General features: G+C 68.1%; 1 protein-coding gene. It reads right to left on the bottom strand.

Features of this window, described 5'->3' with window-relative positions:
• Window positions 1–153 precede the first annotated feature (153 nt).
• On the bottom strand, window positions 154–1,265 hold a 1,112-nt coding region (locus A5655_RS28255; protein WP_067009326.1), incomplete at its 5' end, for a hypothetical protein.

Below are 1,265 nucleotides of genomic sequence, written 5' to 3'. Positions count from 1 at the left end.
GGCCGATTCTGCATGGTTATGCAGTGGTTTGCAAATCCATTCCACCCTATGATCGCGGGGCGGTGTGCGCCCAGGAGGTCGCGTCGGGCAAGGCTTCGCTTCGCTTCGATTCGGAAGGGCGAGGCCTACACGACTCTCCTGGGCGCCACCGGGCTATGCGGCGATCCCGATGCCCAAGCTGGCGTCGATGGCCGCCTGCAGCGAGAGCGCGAGGTCGCTCAGGGCGGTGTTGAGAGACACGACGAGCGAGCCGCCGGTCTGTTCCAGCGTGGAGGCCGCGTCGGAGAGGCCGGCTGCCAGGTCGGTGCCGAGCCCGAGCACGCCGGGAGCGCCCACGCCCAGGGTCGCCGCGAAACCACCGAAGAGCGCGCCACCGATCTGGGCCGCCGTGTTCTCCCAGATCATCGCCAACGCGTTACCCGTGCCGGCCAGCCCGGACAGGCCCGTCGCCAGGCTCCCGCCCAGGGTTTCACCCGCATGGACCAGGCCCGCGAGGCCGCCGGTGAGGCCGCCTGTCAGGGATCCGGTGGCCTGCAGCAGGCCGTTCAGGGCGGCACCGATGTTAGCCGACAGCGCCCCGTTGATGGTTAGTCCCAAGTTGGGAAGGGACAGCGTCGACAAGGCGGCAGCGAAGTTGGCGGCCAGGCTCTCGCCGGTCTGGATCGCCGTGTTCAGGCCCGCTGCAATGTTGCCGGCGAAGTTGGCCGCCAGCGCCTCACCGGTCTGGATAAACGAGTTGAGGTTGGCGCCCAGGTTCAGGCTTCCCGACAACATCGCGTTCAGCGACGCACCCAACCCATTCAGCGACGCGCTAATCGAACCACCGATTCCGTTGAGCGCCGCGCTCAATCCCAGACCCAGCGCACCCAGGTTAGGCAGCGTGAACGGAGGCAGGGCCGGGAAGGTGAACGGCGGTAGCGCCAGCGCCCCCGACAACACCGCGTTCAGCGCGGCGTTGATGTCGGCAGCCAGGTTGGGCAGCGTGATCGATGGCAACCCCGGGAACGGCGGCAACGTGAAGCTGGGCAGCCCCGGCAGCGACAAGTTGATCGGCGGCAGGCCCGGCAGCGTCAGGTTGAGTGCTGCGTTCAACGCCGCGCTGATGTCCGCCCCCAGGTTGGGCAGCGTGATCGACGGCAGACCCGGGAACGGCGGCAACGTGAAGCTGGGCAGGCCCGGCAGCGACAGGTTGATCGGCGGCAACGTCAACGCCCCCGACAGCGCCGCATTCAACGCCGCGTTGATGTCGGCAGCCAAGTTGGGCA

This window comes from Mycobacterium sp. 1081908.1 (genome assembly GCF_001673535.1).
In the GTDB taxonomy this organism is placed as follows: Bacteria; Actinomycetota; Actinomycetes; order Mycobacteriales; family Mycobacteriaceae; genus Mycobacterium.
The sequence above is the reverse complement of the archived record's forward strand: the minus strand, read 5'-3'. Positions and strand labels throughout refer to the sequence as shown.